This is a genomic window from Nonomuraea sp. WAC 01424, from assembly GCF_003947315.1.
In the GTDB taxonomy this organism is placed as follows: domain Bacteria; phylum Actinomycetota; class Actinomycetes; order Streptosporangiales; family Streptosporangiaceae; genus Nonomuraea; species Nonomuraea spiralis.
In genome coordinates this window covers 370,394-388,132 of record NZ_QHHZ01000001.1, presented here as the reverse complement: position 1 = coordinate 388,132, position 17,739 = coordinate 370,394, and the positions used below count along the sequence as shown (strand labels likewise).

The 17,739-nt window shown below is 69.1% G+C and carries 15 protein-coding genes; 12 read left to right on the top strand and 3 right to left on the bottom strand.

Features of this window, described 5'->3' with window-relative positions:
- The first annotated feature begins 306 nt into the window (after positions 1-306).
- From DMB42_RS01760 to DMB42_RS01745, 4 genes are read left to right on the top strand one after another with little or no spacing between them, the layout of a single operon-like run.
- Positions 307-1,164, top strand: coding sequence for a hypothetical protein (locus DMB42_RS01760; RefSeq protein WP_185844418.1), 858 nt, complete (start codon positions 307-309; stop codon positions 1,162-1,164).
- A 2-nt stretch (positions 1,165-1,166) separates the two neighbouring features.
- A complete protein-coding gene (locus tag DMB42_RS01755; protein ID WP_312024714.1) occupies positions 1,167-2,984 on the top strand; it encodes a CASTOR/POLLUX-related putative ion channel in 1,818 nt (605 codons plus the stop codon).
- A gap of 27 nt (positions 2,985-3,011) precedes the next feature.
- Positions 3,012-3,299, top strand: a complete 288-nt coding sequence (locus DMB42_RS01750) for a winged helix-turn-helix domain-containing protein (protein ID WP_221761971.1) — start codon at positions 3,012-3,014, stop codon at positions 3,297-3,299.
- A complete protein-coding gene (locus DMB42_RS01745; RefSeq protein ID WP_125629895.1) occupies positions 3,292-3,912 on the top strand; it encodes a recombinase family protein in 621 nt (206 codons plus the stop codon). Before DMB42_RS01750 ends, DMB42_RS01745 begins: the two co-directional genes overlap by 8 nt.
- Before the next feature lie 345 nt (positions 3,913-4,257).
- On the opposite strand, the gene DMB42_RS01740 is transcribed toward DMB42_RS01745, so the two are convergent.
- Both DMB42_RS01740 and DMB42_RS01735 read right to left on the bottom strand, forming a co-directional pair.
- Entirely contained in the window at positions 4,258-4,989 is a 732-nt protein-coding gene (locus DMB42_RS01740; protein WP_125629893.1) for a trans-aconitate 2-methyltransferase, read from the bottom strand.
- A 537-nt stretch (positions 4,990-5,526) separates the two neighbouring features.
- A complete protein-coding gene (locus DMB42_RS01735; RefSeq protein WP_221761970.1) occupies positions 5,527-8,361 on the bottom strand; it encodes an AfsR/SARP family transcriptional regulator in 2,835 nt (944 codons plus the stop codon).
- Positions 8,362-8,605: 244 nt separating this feature from the next.
- On the opposite strand from DMB42_RS01735, the gene DMB42_RS54710 reads away from it, so the two are divergent.
- The 6 genes from DMB42_RS54710 (at position 8,606) to DMB42_RS01715 (ending at position 13,509) form a co-directional block, all read left to right on the top strand.
- Complete coding sequence (locus tag DMB42_RS54710; RefSeq protein WP_260477428.1) at positions 8,606-8,794, top strand: hypothetical protein; 189 nt, start codon at positions 8,606-8,608, stop codon at positions 8,792-8,794.
- A 15-nt stretch (positions 8,795-8,809) separates the two neighbouring features.
- Positions 8,810-9,205 carry a cupin gene (locus tag DMB42_RS01730; RefSeq protein ID WP_260477427.1) on the top strand — a complete coding sequence of 132 codons (396 nt, stop codon included), beginning with the start codon at positions 8,810-8,812 and terminating at the stop codon, positions 9,203-9,205.
- Positions 9,202-10,002, top strand: coding sequence for an ABC transporter ATP-binding protein (locus DMB42_RS54705; RefSeq protein WP_260477426.1), 801 nt, complete (start codon positions 9,202-9,204; stop codon positions 10,000-10,002). The genes DMB42_RS01730 and DMB42_RS54705 overlap by 4 nt, the downstream gene beginning before the upstream one ends.
- Positions 10,003-10,023: 21 nt before the next feature.
- Positions 10,024-10,833, top strand: a complete 810-nt coding sequence (locus tag DMB42_RS54700; RefSeq protein ID WP_260477425.1) for an ATP-binding cassette domain-containing protein — start codon at positions 10,024-10,026, stop codon at positions 10,831-10,833.
- Positions 10,830-12,545, top strand: coding sequence for an ABC transporter ATP-binding protein (locus DMB42_RS01720; protein ID WP_125629889.1), 1,716 nt, complete (start codon positions 10,830-10,832; stop codon positions 12,543-12,545). The genes DMB42_RS54700 and DMB42_RS01720 overlap by 4 nt, the downstream gene beginning before the upstream one ends.
- Before the next feature lie 145 nt (positions 12,546-12,690).
- The gene (locus DMB42_RS01715) at positions 12,691-13,509 is read left to right on the top strand and encodes an alpha/beta fold hydrolase (protein ID WP_260477424.1); all 819 of its coding nucleotides are present in this window, start codon (positions 12,691-12,693) and stop codon (positions 13,507-13,509) included.
- 189 nt (positions 13,510-13,698) lie between these two features.
- Here the strand turns inward: DMB42_RS01715 and DMB42_RS01710 are convergent, their stop codons facing one another.
- Positions 13,699-14,664, bottom strand: coding sequence for a helix-turn-helix transcriptional regulator (locus DMB42_RS01710; protein WP_260477423.1), 966 nt, complete (start codon positions 14,662-14,664; stop codon positions 13,699-13,701).
- A 347-nt stretch (positions 14,665-15,011) separates the two neighbouring features.
- On the opposite strand from DMB42_RS01710, the gene DMB42_RS01705 reads away from it, so the two are divergent.
- Positions 15,012-15,356, top strand: a complete 345-nt coding sequence (locus tag DMB42_RS01705; RefSeq protein WP_125629885.1) for a hypothetical protein — start codon at positions 15,012-15,014, stop codon at positions 15,354-15,356.
- A 459-nt stretch (positions 15,357-15,815) separates the two neighbouring features.
- The gene (locus DMB42_RS01700) at positions 15,816-17,363 is read left to right on the top strand and encodes a LamG domain-containing protein (RefSeq protein ID WP_185844417.1); all 1,548 of its coding nucleotides are present in this window, start codon (positions 15,816-15,818) and stop codon (positions 17,361-17,363) included.
- Positions 17,364-17,739: the final 376 nt, after the last annotated feature.

Sequence of the window (17,739 nt, the reverse complement as noted above, 5' to 3'; positions counted from 1 at the left end):
AGGCACGTCACTCCATCCGGACACACGGCCGGCGGCAGATCGTATCTGCCGTCGGCCGTTCTCGTGTGTCCCGCCGGCACCTTCCCGTCCCGCCGGACGCGCACGGACCCGAGTACGGCCACCCGCGTGGACACCCGATGGACGAAGACGTATATCTCCCGTCAACCAGGTGTAGAGGTGCACCACCCATTCTCTCCTCTCATGACTTATCAGCCTTTTCCGCCAGAACAGACCCTGGCTCCTCCGCTCCCGGCACCTCCCGCGGCCTCCGCCCCCGCCCCCGAGCAGGCGACAGCCAAGGGCAGCGTGCTCGAGGTCTTCGAGAAGATCGGATCGGTCGCCGTGCCGGTCGCCGTGGGCATGTACGCCATGCTGTACCTGGGCCTGGCCCAGGTCTACGTGGTGTTCGGCATCACCCCCGAGCAGGCCGGCCTCGACCAGGCGACGATCTTCGGCCGGCTCATCGGCACGCTGATCGAGCTCTTCCTGGTGGCCCTGCCCGGAGTCGGGTTGCTCGTCGCGCTGGGCTGGCTGCTCAACCTGGCCACCCGCGGATCCGTCGGCCGGCTGACGCGCCGGCTCAGGGAACAACCCTGGATCGCGGCCACGATGGGCGCTCTGGTCTCGGTCGTCGCCTACTGGGCCTACTTCGGCACGCTGTGGGACCTGTCCGGCGGCCGGCTCCTGGTGGCCGTCGTCCTCGTCGCGGTCTTCGGACTGCTGGTGCCGTTCCGCCTGATGCGGATCCGCAACACGGGCCGGGCCGGCATGAAGGTGCTCACCGGCGCGCTGTTCGGCATCGGGCTGGGGCTGATCCTGGTCGCCCAGATGGTCCACGGGGCCGTGGACATCGCCGCCAACGGCAACGGCAACGCCCTGCTGCAGACCGTCGGCTTCCAGAACCAGTGGGCCACCGTGGGCGACGGCGACGGCAAGCCGCTGAACAAGGACAACCCGGACGAGAGATTCCTGCTCCTGGGCGAGAAGGAGGGCGCCTACGTGCTCTACGACTGTGGCAAGCAGGAGACCTTCCGCCGCTCCATCGAGGGCACCACGCTGGGCAGGATCGAGTTCGACCCGGACTTCGCCGACCCCGAGACCGGCGAGGTCAAGGCCTGCGGCTACGCCCTGGAGGCGCAGGATCCCGCAACCGGGGAGCAGTAGCAGTGTTCCGTGAGCGACTGCGTTACTGGTTCGACAACACGATGTCCAAGGGCACGCCCGCCCTGATCGGTTGGCTGGCCGTGGCATCGGCGGTGCTCGTCGGCGTCGTCACCGTGATCGCCGCGCCCATCGCGGGCACGAACGGGCCCTGGTGGAACGTCGCCTGGATGAGCCTGCTCCGCACCCTCGATCCGGGCACCATGGGCGGCGACGAGGGCAGCCCGTTCTTCGTCTTCATGATGCTCTTCGTCACCATCGGCGGGATCTTCATCGTCAGCTCCCTGGTCGGCGTGCTCACCGCGGGCCTGGACGCGAAGCTGGAGAACCTGCGCAAGGGCCGGTCCCGCGTGGTCGAGAGCGGGCACAGCGTCGTCCTCGGCTGGTCGGAGGAGGTCTTCGCGATCGTCTCCGAGCTGGCCAAGGCCAAGGAGAGCGAGAAGCGCCCGGTCGTGGCCGTCCTGGCGGACCGGGACAAGGTCGAGATGGAGGAAGAGCTACGCGACCGGCTCGGTGACGTGGGGCGTACCCGGATCGTGGCGCGCAGCGGCGATCCGGCGGAGCCGACGGCCCTGGAACTGGTGAGCCCGGACACGGCGCACTCGATCCTGGTGCTGCCCACCGACGACGCCGAGCTGATCAAGATCCTGCTCGCGCTGGGCAACCGCCCCTGGGCCGGCACGCGACCGCCGACCGTGGCCGCCGTGACCGAGAGCGGCAATCTGCCCGCCGCCCGGCTGGCCGGCGGGGCGCACGTCGAGATCGTCGACTCGCAGGATCTCGGCGCCCGCCTGGTGGCGCAGTCATGCCGTCAACCAGGACTGTCCACCGTCTACAGCGACCTGCTGGACTTCGACGGCGAGGAGATCTACATCCAGGCCGAGCCCGCCCTCGTCGGCAGGATGTACGGCGAGGCGCTGTTCGCCTACGCCAGCGCGGTGCCGATCGGCCTGCGCCACGGCGACGGCTCCGTGGTCCTCAACCCGCCGAGCCAGAGCGTGATCAGGCACAGCGATCAGCTCATCCTCATCGCCCCCGACGACTCGGCCATCCGCCTGGCGGCGGCGCCGGCTGTGGTGCGTCAGGAGGCGATCGCCCGCCCCGGCGCCCCGCGGCGGGAGCCGACCAGGACGTTGATCATGGGCTCGAACCACCGGCGGTCCAGGATCCTGCGCGACCTGACGCCCTACCTGCTGACCGGTTCCGAGATCCATCTCGCCGGGCCCGACCTGGCCGACCAGCCACTGCCACCCGGTGTGCTCGTCTCCGCCAAGGAAGTCGACGTCACCAGCCGCACCGCGCTGGAGTCGCTCGGCATCGGCGGCTACGACCACGCGATCGTGCTCTCCGACGGCGCCTACGACGCTCAGAAGGCCGATGCCAGGACCCTGGTGACCCTGCTGCACCTGCGGGACATGCGGACCGGCGTGGCGATCGTCAGCGAGATGAACGACGAGCGCAACAGGAAGCTCGCCGAGATCGCCGAGGCCGATGACTTCGTGGTCGGCGGCAAACTGGTCAGCCTGCTGCTCACCCAGCTCGCCGAGAACCGGCACCTGGGCCAGGTCTTCGACCAGCTCTTCTCCCACGAGGGCTCGGAGATCTACCTCAAGCCGGCGAACGACTACATCGTCCCGGGCGCCACCGCCACGTTCGCCACCGTGATCGAGGCGGCCAGGCGCCGCGGCGAGACCGCGATCGGCTACCGCCTGACGGCCCCCGCCGGCCAGGCGCGTCAGCACGGAGTCACCCTCAACCCCGACAAATCAGCCCCGCTGGCGTTCCGGCCGGGCGACAGAGTGATCGTCCTCTCCGAGGACTGACAGCGGACTGACGGGGGAGCGGACGACATGGCGCAGGACCTGAGATTCTCCCTGCTGGGCCCGGTGCGCGCCTGGCGCGGCGACCAGGAGCTGGATCTGGGCTCGCCGCAGCAGCGTCTGGTCCTGGCCATGCTCCGCCTGGCCGGAGGCCGGGCGGTCGGCAACGACCAGCTCGTGGACGCCGTCTGGGGCCGGGAACAGCCGCGCACCGCGCTCAGCACGCTGCGCACCTACGTCTCAAGGCTTCGCCGCGCGCTCGGCGACGGCGTCAGCAGGCCCGCCAGGAGCGAGCCGAGAGGAAGAGTCGGTGAGTGAGCCCGCCGCGCCGTCGAACGCGATCCGCGTCGGCTACGCCCGTGTCTCCACCCGGGGCCGGGACCATGTCGCGCAGCTGGAGCTGCTGAAGGCGGCTGACTGCGGCGACATCGTGGAGGAGACCGTCTCCACCCGCCGCAAGGACCGGCCCAAGCTGCAGGCCACCGTGAGCGCGTTGAAGCCGGGCGACACGCTGGTCATCGCCAAGCCCGACCGGGTCGCGCGCAGCGTCAGGGAGCTGCTGGTGTTTCTGGAGGACGAGCTCGCGCCGCGCGGCGTCAACCTGCACATCCTGACCGGCATCTGCGCCGGCATCCACCGCCCGGCCGGGCAGTCCATCGGCGACAAGATGCTGTTCCTGGTCGCCGCGACGGCGGCGGAGATGGAGCGCGATCTCATCTCCGAGCGCACCAACGAGGGCCTGGACGCCGCCCGCGCCGCGGCCCGCTTCGGCGGCCGCCCGGCCAAGGTTACCGACGACGTGCTCGCCGCCGTTCGTGCTCGGCCCGGACGCGGCCAGCCGGTCACCCAGATCGCCCGCGAGCTCGGCGTGGGTCGGTCGACGCTGTACCGGGGGCTGGAGGACGACGACCTGGCCAGCCCAACGGCCTGACCCGCCAGGGCAGGTGTGTGACGTGCCACGGTCTGGTTGCGGCCGTGAGAAGCAGGAACGTTTGTGCGTCGGTTTGAGCGACGGTCGGGGGTCCGCCGAGGCAGTGATGTTGATGAGATTCAGCGACGGTGAAGTGGCGGTGGATGGGTGAAGGCCCTCCGTTCCCGAACGCGGTCCCGGACGGCGGCGGGACACCGGGCCGGGCACCGCACGCTGGCCCCGCCGTACCAACCGAACGCACCGGCCGGGGTTGCCCCGCCGCCGCGCGGATGCAGCCCTACGATCGCCACGGCGTGGCTGGACGCCGTACGTGCTTGGGGGCGATCGGTGAGCCAGGAGCGGGCATCAGGCCCCACGCGCGATCGTGACGATCGATCGGCTGACATCGGAGACGGTCTCATGCTGCCAGCCGCCGTACTGCGCCTCGATCTCGAACCCTGCCTTGTGCAGGAACGCGCCAAGCTCTGACACATCCAGGAATCGCAGACTTGCCCGATCGACGCGTAGGACGGTGCCGTCATGAGCGCTGGTGGTTTCGGTGAGCGTCACCACATCGTCGACCACCGACTCGACCTGGTGCGACACGTGAAGCGTGCGACCGCTTCCATCCACGACCTCGCTGGCGTTCGACGGCTTCCACTCCTCCCACTCGCGCACCTGGGGGTTACGGGTGTCGAACGCGAACCGGCCGCCGTCTCGTAGCGCCCTCCTGATCGCGGCCAACGACGCGGACAGCTCTCCATCGCTCACGAAGCACTGGAAGGCATTGCCGGCCATGGTCGCCAGGTCGAACTCGCGATCCCAGGATGCGTCCGCCGCCGCGCCGGCAACCCACTCGATGTCCGTGCGTCGCCGGGCCCGATCAAGCGCAGCAAGATCGGGGTCGAGTCCGACGAGCCGTCCACGATGACCGAAGTGACGGGCTTGGTGCAGCATGCTGCCGGTACCGCAACCCACGTCCAGTACGGCATCTGCATCCATCACCAGGCCGTTGAAGAACGCGTCGCTGGGATAGCGCGTCGCGTCCCAAGGGTTGAGTTGGTCATACAAGGCGGCAGCGTCAGCATCTGTGAACATCACCGCAGTATCGCTACGCCCTCAGGTGCTGCCAACCGAATATCTGAAGCTGCGGGCATGGGTGAGACGCTGCGGGAAAATCGGCAGCTCACGCGGCACTGTCAAGCCCACTTCTGGGAGCCATCTTGGGGGCCACCCGGATGGACGACCACGAACTGAGCCGGACGGGTCTGAACGGTTGTATGAATGACTACCAGAGTGCCGAACGAGTCTGAACGATCCTGCACATCGTTTGGGGATCTTCGTCATAGGCGGGGGCGCCGTCTCGCCGTCGGGCTCCCACACGGGAGGTGGGCAACAGGAGCAGAACGGCAAGCACCAACGGGCTCTTCAGAGGGGGCCCCGCCAACGTGGTGAGCACGGTCGCGGTCGATCCCCGCCCGAGAATCGACATCGTTCACCAGGTCAAGGGAGACGCCGCAGAGCCGGATCCAGTCACCGGGAGCGTGTCGGGCACCGGCCAACCGGCGCATGGTGCGTTCTTCCCTCCTCAAGGCTCTTGGCCAGGGGCAATCCACACCTTTGAGGAACGCGGCACTAGGCGTTCACCTTCGTCAGGAGGGCGCGGACGTCGGCCGCCTCGGACAGCGAGAGCCGTTCGAAGATGGACAGTGCCTCTGTCAGGCAGGCTTGGGAGCGGCCCGGCTGCCCCAGTTCCCACAGCGCCCGACCCAGGACGGTCAGCGCCATGCCCTGCCCCCACTCATCGCCCGACTCCACGAGCATCGTCAGCGCCTCTTCCGCGCATTCCACCGCCCGCTCGGCCATCCCGGCCGCCAGGTACGCCTCCCCGGTCCGGAAAAGCGCGCTTCCCTGGAAGGCGGGCATCTTCATCCGCCCGTACTCGGTGATCGCCGTCTCCAGCTTGAGCACCGCCTCCTCCGGCCGCCCTGCCTGGCACAGCACGATGCCGTACTGGTAAGTGGCGTCGGCGTCGTTTTGCCCGTCCCTGAGGTCGAGCATGATCCGCTCGGCTTCGCCGGCGGCTTCGAGCGCCTCGTCGTGATGGCCCACGGCGGACAGAGCGCGGGCCAGATTGCCGAGCCCGGTGGCGAGGTAGGCCAGGTCGCCGATCGATCGCGATGTCTCGACCGCCTGCAGGTAGCAGGTCACCGCGGTGGACCTCTCGCGTCGTTCATTCGCGCAAAGCGCCAACAGGTTGAGCGCTCTCGCGTAGGTTGCCAGGTCGCCGTGCTCGAGGCTGAGGTCGCGGCCGGCCATGCCGTCGGCCGTGGCGGCGTCATGGTGGTTGCGGTCCACCCGGGTGAGGCCGCGCGTGACCCGGGCGCGAGCGAGCAGAACCTGGTCGCCGCGTTCCTCTGCCGCGCCCACGAGCAGATCGCCGATCCGGTCGATGCGGGCGTGGTCGGAGTCGAAGCCGAGGCCGTCGATGCCCATGTCGAACAGGGCTACGGCCTGGCGCAGGTCGCACCCGGGGGTGCGGGCGGCCTGCTCGACGCAACCGAGCAGGCCCTGTTCTTCCTCGTTGATCCAGTCGATGGCGGCGGTGGCGTCAGCGAAGGGCATTCCCGCCGAGCGGGCGGCCGCCGATGCCGGGCGGTTGTCGCCGGGAATGATCAGTCCCATCGCTGCGCACACCGAGGCCAGGTAGAAGTCGAGCAGCCGGTCGAGGGCGGCCCGCCGTACCTCTGGATCGTCACAGCGGGAACGGGCGTAGATCTTCAGCAGGTCGTGGAAGCGGTAGCGGCTGGGCGAGGGCGACTGGAGCATGCTGACGTCGACCAGCCCCTCGCAGACGTCCTCCGCGTCGTGCTCGGGCAGGTCGAGGAGCGCCGCGGCGGCCGCGAGCGGCAGATCCCCTCCATCCGGTACGGCCAGCAGCCGAAAGGCCCGCGCGTGGGTGTCGTCGAGCTGCTCGTATCCCAGTGTGAACGTGGCCTCGATTGCCAGATCGCCCGCACGCAGCTCAGCCAGCCTGCGCCGCTCGTCGGAGAGCCGGTCGCGCATGCCGGCCACGCTCCAGTTCGGCCTGGCGGCGAGTCTGGCGGCGGCGATCCTGATGGCCAGCGGCAGGAAGCCGCAGGCGGCGACAAGGTCCATGGCAGCGGGCCGCTCGGCCGCCACACGCGCTTCCCCGGCGATCCTGCCCAGCAGACGCAGCGCTTCGACGGGGCCGAGCACCTCCAGGTTCATATGGCGGGCGTCGCTGAGGCCGGTCAGCCTGGCCCGGCTGGTGACGATCACGCCGCAGAGTGACGAGCCCGGCATGAGCGGCCGGACCTGTCCGGCGTCCGAGGCGTTGTCGAGCACGACCAGCATCCGCCGGTCGGCGAGCACCGAGCGGTAGAGCGCGGCCCGCTCGGCGAGGTCCTCCGGCGCCTCATCCAGGCCGAGCGCGCGCAGGAACGAGCCGAGCGCCGTTGCGGGTTCCAGCGGCTCGGCACCCCATCCGCGCAGGTCCACGAAGAGCTGCCCGTCGGGGTAGTAGCCGGCGAGCTGGTGGGCGACGTGCACGGCCAGCGTGGTCTTGCCGACGCCGCCTGCCCCGGCGACCGGCGTGCGGACCAGGGCGGAGGTCTCGCCGGAGCGCAGCGCGGTCACCATCTCCTCGATCTCGCGCTCGCGGCCGGTGAAGTCGGCCGAGTCGGCAGGTAGCTGCCGTGGCGTGTGCGTGACCGGCGCGTGGGCGGTGCCGGGGCGGGCAGGGGCGCGGCCGAGCTCGGGGTCGGCGCTGATGATGCGCTGGTACAGCTCGGCCAACTCCGGCGAGGGGTCCACGCCGAGTTCGTCGGCCAGCAGCCTGCGGGTGTCGGTGTAGACGCCGATCGCCTCGGCCTGCCGTCCGGCCCGATACAGCGCCAGCATGAGCAGGCCGCGCAGGCGCTCCCTGGTTGGATGTTCCGCGCACAGGGCGGTCAGCTCGCTGACGGCCTCGACGTGCCTGCCTTCGTCGAGGTCGGCGTCGAGGCGGTGTTGGAGCGCGGCGAGTCGTTGCTCGCTCAGGCGGGCGCGCTGGGAGTCGGCGAACAGTCCGGAGAGCCCTGCCAGCGGCTCGCCCTGCCACAGGGCCAGCGCCTCGGCGTAGCGGCCTTCGCCGTACAACTCGTGAAGCTCGGTGAGGTCGCTCGCCCCGCCCCGCAGCGCGTAGCCGTCGCCGATGGACCTGAGAGCGTCCGTGCCGAGCACCGCGCGCAGCCGCGAGACGTAGGTGCGCAAGATCTGGAGCGCGGTACGCGGCCGCGTCTGACCCCACATCGCGTCCATGATCTGCTCGCCGCTCACGGTCCTGCCCCCTGCCAGCAGAAGTACGGCCAGCACCAGGCGCTGTTGCGGCGAGCCGAGCTCCAGCTCCTGCCCGCCGCGCCAGGCCCGCACCGGGCCGAGCAACGAATAACGCAGGTCTTCGGCCATGCCCATCCATTTCCGGTCAATCCACAGTAGAGACGATCACTCTACCTAGCTGAACAGCTCGGTAGAGTGATGAGCAGCTCGGCCGAGTGCTGCGTTCCTCAAAGGGTGTAGGTGAACCGTCGGCGTAGCTGCCGCGGTGGCGGTGGTGGACGTCCCCGAACTGAGGTGCCCTGATGATTCCGGACAGCCGTCCTATGGGCGTAGCCTATGCGGCCGTTGGTGTCGAAAGGGCGACAGTGGGCCCATGACCATTCCCGACGGCACCACGGAGAGTTCGATCCAGGCCCTGGACGACGGAGACGTCTACGTGTGCCACGACCGCACCTACGTGCCCCCGCACTCGTCCTCCCCGATCGATCTCTTCGAGTCCTCCATCCACCTGCGCCAAGTCGGCGAGATCAACGCCAGGAGAAGATTCACGGACTCCGGCTAGGACAGCCGGCAGCTGATGGCCTTCCACACGAAGACCGATGCCGACGACCACGCCGACCGCTGGGAAGTCCACCCCGCGGCCGAGGGGATCGTGTCCTGCCTCATCGGGAAGATACGCCTCCACCTCCGTCCCGAGCCGGCGGGACAGCAGGAGGAAGAGGTCAGGCTGGTGGCCGGCACCGCTGCCATCATCCCGCGCGGACTGTGGCACCACATCGAGCTGGACGTCCCCAGCAACGTCATGGCCATCACCCTGCCGCGAGGCAGCCGCCTGGAGACGCGGACCGGAGCCTGGAAGCCCAGGCCGGCCCGCTCGCACCCTGCCCCTTCATCCACCGCCGCCCCCTCATCCACCATCGGCTCGGCCACGGGCCGGGTCGTGACGAGATTGACGAAGACCGGAGAACGATGACCACCACCGACCTCGCTCAGACGATCGAGCAACCGGATGCCGATTCTGCGGCGGCGGGACCGAGCATGGCACGGCTGTTGCGCCCTCATGTGCGGAGTTTCGCGGCCGTGGTGATCCTGCAGGTCATTGGCGCGCTCGCGGGTCTGGCCCCGCTGCTGGCGGTCGTCGAACTGGGCCGTACTCTGCTGTCGCCCGGCCCGATCGACCACGTTCACGTTTGGACCGTGGTGATCGCGGGTGCGGCCGGCCTGCCCATCCGGCTGCTGTGCACCGCCGCGTCGTCGGGAATCGGGCATGTTCTCGACAGCCGGGTGCAACTGACGTTCCGCCGGCAGCTGGCCGCGTCGCTGGGACGCGTCCCGATCGGCTGGTTCTCCCGGCGCCGCACCGGCGAGCTGGCCAAGGTGGTCGGCGAGGACGTCAGCGCCGTGCACCCGTTCATCGCCCACGCCCCCGGCGAGCTCGTCGCCGCGTTCGTGGTGCCGCTGGTGTCGCTGATCTACTTGTTCACCGTCGACTGGCGGCTCACGCTGATCACGCTGATCCCGGTGGTGCTGGCGACAGCGCTGGTTCCGCTGCTGATGCTGCCCGCCAGGACGCGCGAGCAGGAGGCCTACGACGCGGCCATGGGACGGATAGCCAGTTCCGTCGTCGAGTTCGTGCAAGGCATCTCGGTGGTCAAGGCGTTCGGCGGAGGCGAGCGCGCCCACCGCACGTTTCTGACGGCCGCCGACGACTTCGTCAGCATCTTCTCCCGCTGGGTGCGCGGCATGTCCGTGATCGCCGCCGGGATGTAGCTGGCGCTGTCGCCGCCGTTCGTGCTGCTGGTTGTGCTGGTCGGCGGCACGGCACTGATCACCTCCGGCGGCCTGGCCCCGGCGGATCTGCTGCCGTTCCTGCTGCTCGGGCTGGGACTGACCGCTCCGGTGGCGGCGCTCGGGCACGGCTTCGACGACCTGCAGGCCGCCGGCCGCGCGGTCGGCCGGATCAAAGACGTGCTCGCGGTCCGGCCACTGCCCGACCCCACCCACGGCTCGGTCCTTCTCGGCGGCGTCGATCTGCGTGAGATCGGCAGCCGGGAGCTGCATCGGCAGGTGTCCTTCGTCTTCCAGGACGTCCGTCTGCTGCGTGTCTCGGTCGCCGACAACATCGCGCTGGCGGTGCCGCGGGCCGGCCGCGACGACGTGATCCGCGCCGCCCGGCCGGCCGACATACACGACCGCATCCTCCAACTGCCACGCGGATACGACACGGTGCTCGGCGAAGAGACCAAGCTGTCCGGAGGCGAGGCACAGCGGATCTCGATCGCCCGCGCGCTGCTGGCCGACGCGCCCGTTCTGGTGCTGGACGAAGCGACCTCCTTCGCCGACCCACAGACCGAACAGGCGCTCCACCGGGCCCTGGCGACGCTGAGCGGCGACCGCACGATCGTCGTCATCGCCCACCGGCTGGAGACGGTCGCCGACGCCGACACCGTCGTTGTGCTGGAGGAAGGAGCGATCGTCGAACGCGGCAGACCTGCCGACCTGCTGACACGAGGCGGAAGGTTCGCCGCGTTCTGGCGATCCCACCAGTCCGCCGAGATCGAAACCCACGATGGCGTACTGCGAGGAGACGAGCCCCGATGATCCGAATGCTGCTGCGCGTGCTCGGAGACGAGTACGCCCGGGCGATGCGCCGCACCGTGATCCTGATGACGATCACCGCGGTGGTCGAAGGTTTGTCCTACGCGCTGCTGGTCCCGGTGCTGCGGCCGCTGCTCGGGAGCACGCCTGCGGACGCCGTGCCCTGGCTGGTCGCGTTCGGGGCCGCGGTCGCCCTCTACGCCGTGCTGCGCTACGTCAGCGACTTGTCCGGCATGCGGGTCGGGACCACCATGTTGCGCGGCATGTATCACCGGCTCGGCCAGCATCTGGCCCGCCTCCCCCTCGGCTGGTACAACGCCGCTCGCATCGGCGAGGTGTCCGCCCTGGCCGGCCGCGGCCTCCTGCAAGCCATGGGCGTGGCCGCGCATCTGCTGGCACCGTTCGTCTCCGCCCTGGTCACGCCCCTGACCATCGTGGTTGTGATGACCGCCTTCAACTGGCGGATGGGGCTGGCCGCGTTGCTCGCCGCACCCGTCGTGGCGGCGATCCATGCCTGGACGGCATGCGCGACGGCCGCCGCCGACGCCGACCGTCACGAACGCGACCAGGAGGCCAGCGGGCGCGTCATCGAATTCCTCCAGGCTCAGCCGGTGCTGCGGGCCGGCGGCCGGACCGGCGAACGCTTCCAGCTGCTCGACGACTCGCTGCTGGATGCCCAGCGCGCCTCCCGCCGTACCGTGCTGGCGACACTGCCCGGCGCCGTGGGGCTGACGCTCACCGTGCAGATGATCTTCACCGGGCTCCTGGTCCTGGGCGCCTACCTCGCGCTCGGCGGGAACATCGGCGCGGCGGAGATCCTGGCGATCCTGGTGCTGGCCGCCCGCTGCGCCGACCCGCTGCTGTCGCTGTCGGACATCGGCGGCAAACTCCGCGGCGCGCGTTCGGAGCTGGCCAGACTCGAGGCGTTGCTGCGCACCGAGCCGCTGCGGGAGCCCCGCGAGCCGATCCAGCCGGCGCACCACGGCCTGGAGTTCGACGCCGTCGCCTTCCGGCACGGCGAGCTCACGGTGCTCGACGAGGTGTCGCTCACCGTCCCCGAGGGGCAGCGGCTCGCGGTCGTCGGACCGTCCGGCGCGGGCAAGAGCACGCTGCTGCAGTTGCTGGCGCGCTTCTACGACGTGGACGCCGGCGCGGTGCGCGTGGGAGGCGTGGACGTGCGCCAGATCAGCACCGAGGCGTTGATGGCCCGGATCGCCATCGTCTTCCAGGACGTCTACCTCTTCGACGGCACGATCGAGGAGAACGTGCGCCTGGGCCGTCCCGACGCGGGCGTCGCCGAGGTGCGGGCGGCAGCGACCGCGGCGCGGCTGGACGAAGTGATCGAGCGACTGCCCGGAGGATGGGCGGCGAACGTCGGCGAGGGCGGCGCACTGCTGTCAGGTGGTGAGCGCCAGCGTGTCTCGATCGCGCGGGCGCTGCTGAAGGACGCGCCCATCGTGCTGCTGGACGAGGTGACCTCGGCGCTGGACCCGGTCAGCGAGGCGGCCGTCCACGAGGGCATCGAGCGCCTGATGGCGGGCCGGACGGTGGTGATGGTGGCGCATCGGATGCGGACCGTCCGGCGCGCCGACCGCATCGTCTTTCTGGACGGCGGCCGGATCGTGGAGGAAGGCAGCCACGACGAACTGCTCGACCATGGTGGCCGCTACGCCGACTTCTGGAACATCTCCATGGCTCCCGCTGCGCGGGAATGAGCCGGAGTGTCGGGCGATCCGCCAGGCCGTTTTCCGGCCTTGGGGGACATCGGTACAACCGTTGATGGTGCCAGGCCGTCGGTCTTCACCTTTGCGGGAACATTTGTCCAAGACTGACAGTCGACCGCCCGTGCATAGTCTCCGCATGAGTGAGTACGACATTGAGCAATCGCATGGGATGCACGTGGTCCATGACGGCCCGCGGCAGGCGCAGCCGTTGTTGCTCATCCACGGATCGGGGGCCTCGGGCGGATTCTGGAGCCCGATGGTCCCGGCACTGGCCGCCCACCATCACCTCATCCGGGTCGACCTGCCAGGCTGTGGCCAGTCCCCGCCCGTGCCGTCGTACGACGTGCCTGCGCAGGCGGGCCAGGTGGCGGCGCTGCTGGACGACCTCGGCCTTCGTCACGTCGCCGTGGTCGGGCACTCCAGCGGCGGCTACGTCGCCACCGCGCTCGCCGAACAACGTCCCGACCTCGTGGGTTCGCTTGCACTGATCAGTAGCGGCCCGAGCCCGGACGCGCTCCTTCGGCAGCCGTTCATCCTTCGACTCCTGCTGGCCCCGCCTTTGGGCCCGCTCCTGTGGTCGAGGCGTTCGGATGCGATGATCCGCAAGGGGATCGGCGCGATGGCCGCTCGCCCGGTGGACCTCCCGGACGACCTGGTCGCCGACGTACGGAGCATCACCTACCGCGTGATGAGAACGGTGCTGCGCCGGAACACCGCCTACATCGCCGAACGGAGCATGCCTGAGCGTCTGGCCGCCCTCCAGGTCCCCGTTCAGGTGATCTTCGGCTCTGCCGACCCCCGCTGGGAGCCGTCGTCGGCGCACCAGTACGACGCGGTCCCGAACGCACGGGTCGAGCTGCTACCCGGCGTCGGGCACCTCCCCATGGTGGAAGCGCCCGAGATGACGAGCAAACTGCTGCTGCGCTTCACGGCAACGGCCGCCGACAACCCGTGACCCCTGATGCCTGGACTGGCCATACACAGTGGCGCGGGGTTCAGGCCGCGTCGGCTCCTCGGCGAACTTCCCGTACGCCTCGGCCTGCTCGTCGGTCAGAGACTCCACCGGTACGCGACCGGCCGGCCGCCGACTTGCAACGCCTCAGGGTACAAACGGCACACCTGGCCCCGGATCACGCGCCACGGGTTATGAGCCGACGTTCGGGCCGCTGTGCAGGAGGGCCTGTCCGAGGGCGGTCAGGGTGTGGAGGACGGCGCCGCCCATCCGAGTCGTTGAGATGAGTCCGGCGTTGCGCAGCACGGTGGTGTGCTGGCTGGCGGACCCGAGGGAGATGCCGACCCGTTCGGCCACGGACGTCGTGGTGGCCGGGTCACGCAGCGTCGCCAGCACCGCTGCGCGGGTACGGCCGAGCAGGGGCCCCAGCACGTCGGTCGAGTTGGCGGGCCGGTCCATGACGAAGATCGGATAGACCAGCACGGTGGCCGCGTCGGGCCGGTACATCACCATCGGGCGGGGCGCGAAGTAGGACGGGATCAGCAGCAGCCCGTGTCCGCCCAGGGTGATGTCGTAGTCGCCGTCGATCGGGATGTGCAGAGTGGGCGGCTGCCAGCGGCAGTTGGGATGGAGGGTGGCCAGCAGGGCGTCGACTCCGCCGCGCAGCAGGGCTTCGGCGCGCAGCGTCCGGTCGGCGGCGGCTTCGGTCTGGATCTGCGGCCACAGCGGCTCCACGGATGAGGTGAAGTAGCGGTGCAGGTCACCGGCAAAGGTCTGGCGCGCCCCGGGGGTGCCCTCAGCCAACTCTTGTGCCCACCGCCCGGTCCGCTGGGCGGGCGACAACGAGCTCATGTCGACCGCCAGATACGAGGTGGGCGTCTGACGGGCCAGCTCGACACCGGTGGCAAAGTCTCCTGCGTCCGGTTGGAGGAGGAACGCGGGCAATAAGCTCTTCGGTGCAGCCAGGGGCGCGAGCACCCCAGCACGATCTGCCAGGCTTCCCTTCACCTGCCGGTGCAGTCGGCGGACCCCGGGCCGCGACCAGCTCCTGCCGGTCGGCGTGCCACGAAGCAGGCGCACACTCAGCACCGTCTCCCACAGGGTGTTCGGAGCCGGGGCGAACGTGATCTGGCGAAGGTCGGTGTCGGAAAAGTGCATGCGCATCATGCCATGGATTCTCGCGTCGCCAGCCCTGTTCAGCCAAGGCCGGCCCACCCTTTTAGTCTTGGCTAAAAGGCGTTGCGATCGGAATTCGGCTGGGGGAGCCTTGCTGCCACGGGCGCCGACGAAGAGCCATTGATTCCCGTCAACGGCAACTTGCGTGGAGCGGTGATATTCGCTTTTCGGAAATCATTTCCGTGCGGCCATGGATGGCGCTTTTGATTTTCGAAAGACATCAAAGCGACCCTGAGCTTCGGCATGGGGTGAGCCATCCGCCGGCGCAAGGGCGGTCGGCAAGACGCGACCAGAAAGGCCAAAGGGCCGAAGAGACGGAGGAGATTCTCATGAAGGTCACGGCAAAGGTGCTCACCACGATCGGGGCGATCGGGATCGCGGCCGGCATCGTGGCCGCCCCCACGGCGGCGTCGGCCACGCGGAGTGCGACCAGCGACCTCAAGTACTACTACGAATGTGGCACCAGTATCTGCGTGAAGACCATCACCACATGGGGGTTCTACAGCGTGAACTCCTACGGAGATCGCCTGTACGCGGGGGGATGGTCGGGCTACGTGAAGGTCAGCACCGGCAAGAAGATCTACTTCTGCGACTGGGAGACCATCCAGTTGCAGTTGGAACCCAAGGTCACCGAGATCTTCGTCTCCAGGCTCAAAGCGTCCTGGTGTCAGTAGGGATGACGTCTCGGCCGTGAGCTGTTCGACGGGCGTCCGCATGGCCAGTTCCACTCAGGTGGACAGCTCATCGGCGTGTGGCTGGAGCAGGAAGTCCGGCAGGAAACCCTTGCGGGACGACGTCCGCCAAAGCTCCGGCACCTGCCTTGAGGCTGCCGTTCGTCTGCCGGTGCCACGCGCGGACGCCAGGTCGTGATCAGCCCTGGGCCGGCGGCCTGCGGACGCCGAGGGCGGCCTCCTGCAGGGGGTCGGGAGCCGGGGGCGAAGACGACATCACCAAGAGGTTCACGCTCGACAGGAACGGCGGCATTACGGGATGCCGGGCCTGGGAGGTCACGTTCAGAGTTCACAGGGGGACCAATGACTCGATTAACTCGCGCCTTCATCCTGGCCATGGCCGCAATCTGTGCCCTGCTCTCCCCCGCCCACGCCGACTCCGGCTCGGAACCGACCGGCCTCGTGGCGGCCTACGGTTTTGAAGAGGGCTCGGGCACGACCATCATCGACTCCTCAGGCAATGGCAACCATGGCACCGGATGGCATCCGGAGTGGCACGACGGCCCTTTCGGCAGGGCCCTGTCGCACAGGCAGGTAACCGTCTCCGACGCGGACAGTCTGCGCCTGACATCCGGCATGACGCTGGAGGCGTGGGTTCACCCCAGCACCGACCTCAACGCCTCTGCCGTGATCATCTCCAAGGGTGACCCGAATGGTGACGCTTACCCGGAGTACTGGCTCGCAGCGGACTCCGGCTACTACTCACCGGAGTGGGCCTCTACCCAGACCACCGTCAGAACCGAGGAATACCCCTGGCTCGCCGGGCCCGGTCTTCCCGTGAACGTCTGGACCCACTTGGCCGCCACCTACGACGGAAATGCGCTGCGCATCTATGTCAACGGGGAGCAGGCCGCCGAGCAGGCCACCGCGGGAGGCCCGATCACGACGGGCGATGAGCCGCTCTATTTGGGTTTCGGCGAAACCCAGGACCCCTCGTGGCTCCTGGACGAGGTCCGGATTTACAACAGGGCGCTGAGCAGCGCAGAGATCCAGGCCGACATGAAGACCACCGTCACCGGGACGGCCTTCACCGACCGCGCGCCGACAGCGCCGGCCGTGAGCGGCACCGGCGGCCAGGGCGAGGCCACGCTGACCTGGAGTGCCGCCGCCGACGACCTGGGACTGCGTGGTTACGAGATACACCGCTCGGCGCAGGCCGACTTCACTCCTTCGCCCGCCACCCTGGTCACCACCGTCAACGCCCTTACCTACCGGCATCAGGGGGTGGCGCCGGGCGCCTACTACTACAAGGTGGCCGCCGTCGACTACGCCGGCCACGCCACCTCCTCGGCCGCGGTCGCGGTCACGGTCAATCCGCTCACCTGGACTCTGGTCGCTTCGTACGGCATGAACCACAGTTCAGGCCGGGACGTCACCGACAGTTCGGGCGGGGGCCATCACGGCACTGTGGCCAGCCCGATCACCTGGGTTCCGGGCAAGTACGGCAACGCCGCGTCGTTCCCTGGATACTCCACCTCCTTCACCATTCCGGACTGGTACAGCCTGAACACGACCGCGATGACGGCCGAGTTCTGGGTCAGGCTGCCCGCCGCCGATTCCAAGGCGTGGGTGACCAAGAGCGATGGCACGATCTCGCCGCCCGACGGCTACTCGGCTTTTTGGTTACAGGTACCGGCAGGGGCGTACGCCACGGGCGACGTGGCGGTAGCGGGGACAGGCACCAGCGTGAACAGTACGGACACCTTCACGACGGCCGACGCCTGGCACCACGTGGCGCTCACCTATGACCTCAAGGTGCTGCGGCTGTACGTCGACGGGACTCTCGTGGACGAAAGGGCCCCTTACCCGCAGGCCGGCTCGATACGGGCCAGCGCCGCGCCCCTGAGGCTCGGCGGCGCCAAGAACGGCATGCTCGACGAGGTCCGCCTCTATTCGGTCGCGCTCAGCCAGGAGCAGATCAGGTACGACATGCTCACCCCGGTCGGCTGAAGGGCAAAGGACCGCGGCTGCGGGGTCCCGTCCCGGACCACCCACCCCTGACGTTCTGGTGGCCGACGGCATGCCGGTTGTGCAATGAGTTTTCTCCGCTCATGCCGTCAATGGTCATGCCGACGGACGGTGGATGTACCATCGGCACCGCCACCGCCTGGCACTACGTGGCTCATCGAGCCGACCGGAGACGACTGCGGCCTGTGGGGGATGAACGATGCCGGGTTCGATTCTTCTGCCGGTCTCCGACACTCCCGAGCTGCCTGGTTCCAGGTGTCGCTGCCGACGCCGACCGTGGTCAATCGGCCGCTGCCTGTCCAGCCGTTCCTGGCCTGCGCAAAAAGCGTCGCCGCTCGCGTGGGCGTGCTGCATCTGA